The organism is Paenibacillus sabuli (assembly GCF_014705605.1).
Classification (GTDB): domain Bacteria; phylum Bacillota; class Bacilli; order Paenibacillales; family Paenibacillaceae; genus Paenibacillus_D; species Paenibacillus_D sabuli.
This window is the reverse complement of sequence record NZ_JACXIZ010000041.1, coordinates 85,909-93,116: the sequence shown is the minus strand read 5'-3', so window position 1 is coordinate 93,116 and position 7,208 is coordinate 85,909. Positions and strand designations below refer to the sequence as shown.

Here is a 7,208-nt window from a genome sequence, read left to right as displayed (position 1 = left end):
CGCCGAGCAGCGCGGCGGCGCGCTCCGGGCGGCGCAGACCGGCCAGCACGCGGCGGCCGCGCCCGGCCAGCTCGATTGCGATCAGCAGGCCGAAGCCGCTCGAAGCGCCGGTCACGAGGTCGACGGGGGCGACGGGCAGCACGGTTCGGTTCCGATCTTGTGACATGGGGGACTCCCTCCTTCAATGGTACGCTGTCATGCATTGTTTCCCTATTCCTTGCTGCTATATCCCCTTCGCTATGTAAATCTTCTTGGAATCTCCTGCGTCCTGTATCTCGCAGTTGCAGATTCCAGATTATAGGTCCAGCGGCGATCGCGCCGGCTGCAGGAGCTCTGGAGCACGATCTGCAGTGATCGCGCCGGCAGCAGGAGCTCAGGAGCACGATCTGCAGGATGCGCGCCGGATCATGGACCCTGGTGCAAGTCTTGCAGCGTGAGCGGTGGCTCATGCGCCCTGTAGCACGATTTGCAGTGATGCGTGCTATAGGGCGCATGCCTTAAAGCTTGTACTTGCGCAGCAGCGGGACGCCGATGCCGCCGAGCAGCCGCTCCAGCGCGCGCCAGCCCAGGCGCCTGCCGAGCGGCAGATGCGCGGCGCAGAGGCCGGTGTATTCGAGCTCGGCGACGGCGCCGCGATTGCGCTTGAACTGCGCCGCGCCGGAGCTCTCGTGCAGCAGACAGCCGCGCGCCTGAGCCAGCCGGATGAGCCGCTCCGACAGCATGCGATACAGGCCGAGCTCGCGCGGCAGCTGTGTGTCGTAGCCGAACAGCGGCGTCGTCATGACGCTGTTGCGCTCATAGAAGCCGAGCACTGCATCCAGCCGTCCCTCACGGCGGTAGCCGTGCAGCTCGAGGATGCCGTCCTGCAGCGCGGCTGCGATCATCGCGGGCGTGAAGGCGGGATTGCAGTGCGAATACTTGTCCAGATACAGCAGCTCGTACAGCTCGACGATGCGCGGGATGTCCGCGGCCGTCAGCTCGCCGGGCCCGGCCGGCTCGTACCCGTGCGCGGCGGCGAGGGCGCCGTCGCGCTTGAGCAGCCACCGCGCCTTGGCGTCTGCGAGCGGCTCCCGATCGGTGCGCAGCAGGTACACCTGCCGGCTCGGTACGAGCAGCCCGCCGCTGTCGCGCACAGCTCTGATCGCATCCGGATTGAGCGCTGCGGTCAATGAGCGGCAGACGATGGCATGCTTCGGCATCGTTTGCCGCAGCACGTCCAGGAGCGCCGCATGCTGCCGGAGGCTCAGGCGCGGATACAGATTGGTCGACAGCAGCCAATTGTTCACCTGGACGACGCGATCAAAGCCGCTGAGCCGCAGCAGCGCCCCTACGCCGCCGAGCACGGGCGAGAGCACCGCCGCCAGCGGACGGTTGACATACGCGTGCAGCTCCTGGCGGGCGTAGCGGATATAGTGGGTGTACGGCGAGCACACATAGGCGTTGTCGTACTCCGCTTCGTTGACGGTGAGCGGCAGCGGGATGCCGTCGACCTCGGCGACGAGCAGCCGGGTGCGGACATTGCGCACATAGTGAGCGGACCCATGCGCGAGCAGGGGCGTCAGATAGGCCCGGGCGTAGCGGCCGTAGGCGCTATCGGGCCAGGACACGCGGCGCAGCGCCTCATCGGCCTCGTAGAGCCGGACCTGCACGCTCATGGCTGCCACCTCCGCTCGACGCGGCGCAGCTTGGCCGGGCCGTGGTGCGCGGCATACGGCGCGAACTGCAGCGCGGGCATCCTGCAGGCGAGCCGCCGGCACAGCGCGGCGAGCTCGCGCTGCACCCCCGCCTCCGCCGAGCGGCGCTGCGCAGGGGCGACGTCCAGCTCGATCGTCCACGTCTCGGCGTCTATCTGAATCGCGCGGTACTGCTCGATCGCCGGCGAGGCGGCGAGGATCGCCCGCGTCACGAAGTCGGGATAGACAGCGATCAGCGGCCCCGTCCCGCCGCCTGCGAGCGGCTCGGCGCAGAACACATCGTCGCACCGCCCCTCGATCCGCGCCAGCGCGGTGAAGGGCGAGCCGCACGGACACGGCTCCCGCCGCAGCGTGAGCAGATCGTTGAGCCGGTAGCGGATGATCGGCTGCGTCGTGCGCGAGAAGTCGGTCACGACCGGGACGAATGTGTCCGGACGGCCCGCGACGTATTCGCGCTCGATCGCGACGAGGTCTTCGTTCAGATGCAGCGTGCCGTGCGCGCAGGTGCAGCCGAGGAACCCTTCGGTGCACTGGTAGATCTGGTGCACGACCTGGCCGAATGCGCCTTCGATCCGCTCGCCATCGCGCGGGTCCAGCACCTCGGCGGCCGAGATCAGGCGCCGCGGCCGCCAGCGCAGCGCGCCGCGCTCGGCCGCGCGCGCGAGCCGGAGCAGGACGGACGGCGGGGCGACGAGGCAATCGGGCCGTTCGCGCTCCAGCCGCTCGAGATGCGCCTCCATCGGCACGAGCAGATCGTAAAAGCCGAACGCCAGCCTGCCGCGGCCGACCGATTCGTACAGATTGCTGTCCGCCCTCAGGAACAGCGCGATCCGACAGCGCCGCAGCAGGCCGCCCGGCAGCATCCGGCCGAGCATCGCCCCGGCCCAGGCCGCCTGCTCGCGAGGGCCGACGAGGAACAGGCCGCGATGGCCGGAGGTGCCGGAGGACAGGCCGACCGTGACGCCGTCGATCGTGGGGCGAAAATCGCGCGTGTGCTCGCTCCTCGCGGCAACCGCGAACGCTTCCTCGCGATCGATGCCGGCCGTATTGAGGCGCTCGAAATTCGCCATCATCGCGGACTTGTCAATCTGCGGAAATTCGCGCCAGCGCTCGTCCGGGATGCCGTCCCACAGCTCCCGGTAATACGGCGAGCGGCGCCGCACCTGCGCGACGTGGCGGCGAATGCGCCGCTCCTGCCAGGCCTCCAGATGGGCGCGGTCCCGCCAGCGCCGGGGCCGGCGGCTGCGGGCGTAGCGGAGCAGGAATGCCGCTGCCTGATCGATCATAGCCGGCGCACCTCCTTGCAGGTCGGATCGTAATAGTCGGGGCAATGGCTCGGCACGATGACGAGCTCCGGATCGACCGTCTGCCAGCGCTGCAGCGCCCGGAAGGTGCGGCGGTACGCGGCGCGGTCGTCCATGATCAGCCCGGCCGCCGGGTGAGGCGGCCGGTCCTCGCGCAGCGCGCGGCTCGACCAGGCGGCATCGGCGCACAGCAGGCAGCGCCGCCCCTCCGTCGTCGTCAGCAGCAGGCCGATCTGTCCGGCGGCGTGGCCCGGCAGCGGCACGGCGATCAGGCTGCCGTCGCCGAGCAGGTCGCGTCCCGTCGCAGTCGGCGCGCCGGGCGGCAGCGCCGCCTCGGGGCAGCGCTCGATCGGCAGCGCCGCCCGCTCGAAGCGCTCCGGCAGCAGACCGCGGAGGAATCCCGCGCGCGTGGCCCGCACCGGACCGAGCCTGCGGACGGCCTCGTAGGCCGCCTGCGGGTAAAGGATGCGAGCGAGCGGGAAGTCGCGCAGCGCGCCGATATGATCGGCGTGGAAATGCGAGACGATGACGGTGCCGATCTCCGTCGGGCCAATGCCCAGTCGCGCCAGCTGCCGCAGCGCGGTGTCCGCCTCGCGCAGACGGACGGGCGTGAGCCAGCGGTAGAGCGCGTACGGCAGCGCTGCGGTCAGCGCCGCGAAGCGCGCCGAATACCCGGTATCGAACAGCAGCCAGCCATGCTCGGGATGGCGGATCAGCGCCAGCCCGGCCGGGTAGTCGGTCTTGCGCAGCGAGCCGCCGCGGATCGTCACGAACGCCGGATGGCTGCAGCTGCCGGCCGCGAGCAGCTGCAGCCCGAGGGGCACGATGCGGCGCGCGCTCATCGGCTGCTCCTCCACCACTGCGCGAAGCGCCGCAGCCCCTCGTCGACGCCGACCTGCGGGGCGTAGCCGAGCACGCGGCGCGCCTCCGTCAGGTCGAGGGTCTGGCTGTAGGCGAGCTGCGCCACCGAGTAGCGCGTGAACGGCGGCTCGCCGCCCGGCAGCGGCAGTATGCGATAGGCCATCTCCAGCAGGGAGCCGGCGGCCAGCGCCGCCGGACGAGCGACCGGACGGGTCCGCAGCGGCAGCTCCAGCAGCTCCGACAGCCGGGTCATGATGGCCAGCAGCGTGCGCGGCTCGCCGCCCGAGAGATTCAGCGTCTGTCCGGGTGCGCCGGGAGCCGTGCAGGCTTGTATGATCGCGCGGGCGGCGTCGTCGACATAGGTGAGATCGATCAGCGCCGCGCCGCCCTTCATGAGCGGGATGCCGCGGCCGCTCCCGACGCGCATCAGGCGCGGGAACAGCGCCGGGTCGCCGGGTCCGAACAGCGCGCGCGGACGCAGGATCACGGCCGCGAGCCCCCGCTCGGAGCAGGCGGCGACGACGCGCTCCGCCTCCAGCTTGGTCGCGGCGTACGCATTGGCCGGTCTGCGCGCCGGCGGGTCGCTTTCCCTGGTCAAGAGGCGATCCCGATAATCAAAATAAACGCTCGGCGAGGAAACGAACACGAGTCGGCCCGCGCCGCCGCGCAAGCACGACTCGGCGATCCGGGCGGTGCCTTCGACATTGGTCGCATAGAAGTCGCGGTAACGTCCCCATGGCGAAGAGAGCGCCGCGCAGTGCACGACCGCGTCCATGCCGGAGCAGGCGCGATCGATGGCCGCGCCGTCGCGCAGGTCCAGGGGCAGGAAGGGCACGCCCTGCGCCTCCAGCCGCGCGCCGGCCTGGGGGTCGCGTCCGCCGCCGGTGACCGACCAGCCCGCTTCCTTCAATAATAGAGCAGTTCGACTGCCGAGAAAACCGGTTGCTCCGGTGACAAGTATACGCATCAGGGCTCTCCGTTCCATTCGATATCCAGCGTCGACGCCTCCAGCAGGGTCAGTCCCCGCCGTCTGGCGAGGCGGCGAGTCCAGGCGAGCAGCCGCAGCTGCTCGAGGGCCGGCCGCCGGTCTCCGCGCCGGTATACGACGTCGCGGCCTGCGCGCCAGGCGTGCAGCCAGGACATCAGCTGCCGCTCGCGCAGCGCCTGTGCGAGTCCGTAGCTCAGCATCGCCGCGCTCACCATGGCGCCGCGTCCTCCCGGCGCCGGCTCAGCGCGCTCTCCGCTATGCAAAAGCCGCTCCGGCGTCAGCAGCGCCTCGGCCAGCCGATCACGCGGTCCGAACAGGTGAACGCCGCTCGTCGCCCGCGGGTTGCACTCGAGCGGGCGCGGGCGACCGTCCGGAAGGACGATGAAGTCGAAGGCGATCTGGCCGGTATACCGGATCGCGCCGACGAACCGCTCCACCCACTCCGCGAGCCGGGGCTGGGCCTCGGCCGCGAAGTGAATGCTGGCGCCGCGGCCGGCGCGGAACCGGCTGCGGTAGGCCGCGTGCGCAGTCAGCCGTCCCTTCCAGGCGGCGCTGTAGGTGCACCATTCCTGGCCCTGCAGCAGCTCTTGCGCCACCCATGGCCGCGCGGGCGAGGCGCCCGCGGCCGCGATCTGGCGTTCGATGCGCAGGACGCCGGAGGCATGCAGCGGGCCGGGCGCGATGCGAATGACCGAGGCGGCGAAGCGCGAATACGCGGGCTTGAGCACGAGGCCGTCCGCATAGCGCGGATCGGTGCGCAGCCGTTGCCACGCGTCGGGCCGTTCCAGCGTGGCGGTATACGGCACGGGAAGGCCGCAGCGCTCGGCGAGGCGGATGAATTCGCCCTTGTGATGCAGCTGCGCGAGCAGCGCGAAGGGGGCGGTCAGCACCCGGCAGCGCTCGGCGAGCCGCTCCGCATCCCGGGCGACATGGAACGTCTCCTCGCAGGTCGGCAGGACCGTATCGATGTCCCAGCTCCGCACCGCATCCTGGAGCGCGGCGATGAAGCCGGCCCGATCCCGGGTCGGCGCGGGTACGGCGATGCTGCGCTCGATCGCCCGCGAGGCCCGGCACAAATGGTACGGCGCGCTCTCGGCGGCCACCACCGCATAGCCTGCGGCATGGAGCTGACGGGCCAGCTCGAGCGCAGCCGGCGCCCGCCCTCCGGTCAACAGCACGCGCCCTGCGCTGTGGCGCCCGCGTTGGCTAATAGTCAAGCACGACTCCCCCCAGCGTCAGACCGGCGGCTGTGCCGAGCAGCAGCACGCGGTCGCCGCGCTTGACGCGTCCGCTGCCGATCGCGGCATGCAGCCCCATCGGGATCGAGGCCGCGATCGTATTGCCCCGGGTCGGGGTGATGTAGACGAGCTGCTCGCGGGCAATCCCGAGCTTTCGCTCCAGCAGCCGCATCGCCAGCGCACTGCCCTGATGGGGCACGACGGCCTGGATCGCGGCCATCGTCGTGTCGGACGCTGTCAGCAGCTCGCGGGCAAAATCCGGCAGCAGGCGGGAGGCCATCTTGAAAATCGCGGGCCCGTTCATCGCGAAGCGATAATCCTGGGCCGCCGCAGGCGTCGGCCCGTCGGGATGACGAAGCGTGCCGCCTGCGCGGATCTCGGAGAAGGCGGCCCCAGCGCTGTAGGTGCGCAGCGAGGCGGCCAGGATGCGCGAGGGCCCGGCCTCGTCGGCAGGGCCGATGACGGCAGCCGCGGCGCCGTCGCCGAACAGGGCGGCGCTCTCCTTGTGTGTCCAGTCCAGGCCGACCGACGCGATCTCGGCCGAGACGATGAGCACGCGCCGGTAGCGGCCGACCGCTACGAGGCTGCTCATCACATCGAGCGCGGTCAGGAAGCTCAGGCATGTCGCATCGATGTCAAAGGCGGGGATGCCGCTCTGCCCGGCCTGCATCGCCTCCTGAATGAAGACGGCGGTGCAGGGCAAGGCCTGCTGCCGGGTGCCGCTGGCGCAGACGAGACAATCCACGTCTTCCAGTGCGAGGCTGGCCGCCTCGAGCGCGGCCTCTGCGGCGCGCGCGCCCATCACGGCGGCGCGCTCGCCCGGCGCGGCGAAGTGGCGGCTCTGGACGTCGGTCGTGCGTCTGGACCAGCCCGGCGGCATGCCGAGCCGCTCGTCCATTTCCAGATCGGTAAGCGTTGTGGCGGGCACATATTCGCCCGTGCCGAGTATTTTTACGTTGCGTATGTTCATGTTGTTCTCCTTATCGGTCGCTGGCAAAAAGCAAATGTAACGCGGTTCAATTCGACAAGAGCGGCGGCGATTCCTGTCAAAGCACGAAATTTTTAACCATACTTAAGGGAATCAGGGAAGGATAATATCGCTTGCGCGTCGATCAAGCCCCGC

General features: G+C 70.3%; 6 protein-coding genes. All 6 read right to left on the bottom strand.

Translation table 11 applies throughout. The features are described 5' to 3' along the window. Nucleotides 1-497: 497 nt before the first annotated feature. The 6 genes from IDH44_RS20670 to IDH44_RS20645 are packed head-to-tail and all read right to left on the bottom strand — an operon-like array spanning nt 498 to nt 7,055. Complete coding sequence (locus IDH44_RS20670) at nt 498-1,655, bottom strand: GNAT family N-acetyltransferase (RefSeq protein ID WP_190920716.1); 1,158 nt, start codon at nt 1,653-1,655, stop codon at nt 498-500. After that, entirely contained in the window at nt 1,652-2,980 is a 1,329-nt protein-coding gene (locus tag IDH44_RS20665) for a F390 synthetase-related protein (RefSeq protein ID WP_190920715.1), read from the bottom strand. Before IDH44_RS20665 ends, IDH44_RS20670 begins: the two co-directional genes overlap by 4 nt. Continuing rightward, nucleotides 2,977-3,840 (bottom strand): MBL fold metallo-hydrolase, encoded by an 864-nt coding sequence (locus tag IDH44_RS20660; protein ID WP_190920714.1) that lies wholly within the window; start codon nt 3,838-3,840, stop codon nt 2,977-2,979. The genes IDH44_RS20665 and IDH44_RS20660 overlap by 4 nt, the downstream gene beginning before the upstream one ends. Next, entirely contained in the window at nt 3,837-4,826 is a 990-nt protein-coding gene (locus IDH44_RS20655) for an NAD-dependent epimerase/dehydratase family protein (RefSeq protein ID WP_190920713.1), read from the bottom strand. The genes IDH44_RS20660 and IDH44_RS20655 overlap by 4 nt, the downstream gene beginning before the upstream one ends. After that, nucleotides 4,826-6,064: an ATP-grasp domain-containing protein gene (locus IDH44_RS20650; protein WP_190920712.1), complete on the bottom strand. Its 1,239-nt coding sequence runs from the start codon at nt 6,062-6,064 to the stop codon at nt 4,826-4,828. The genes IDH44_RS20655 and IDH44_RS20650 overlap by 1 nt, the downstream gene beginning before the upstream one ends. After that, complete coding sequence (locus tag IDH44_RS20645) at nt 6,054-7,055, bottom strand: beta-ketoacyl-ACP synthase III (protein WP_190920711.1); 1,002 nt, start codon at nt 7,053-7,055, stop codon at nt 6,054-6,056. The genes IDH44_RS20650 and IDH44_RS20645 overlap by 11 nt, the downstream gene beginning before the upstream one ends. Nucleotides 7,056-7,208 lie beyond the last annotated feature (153 nt).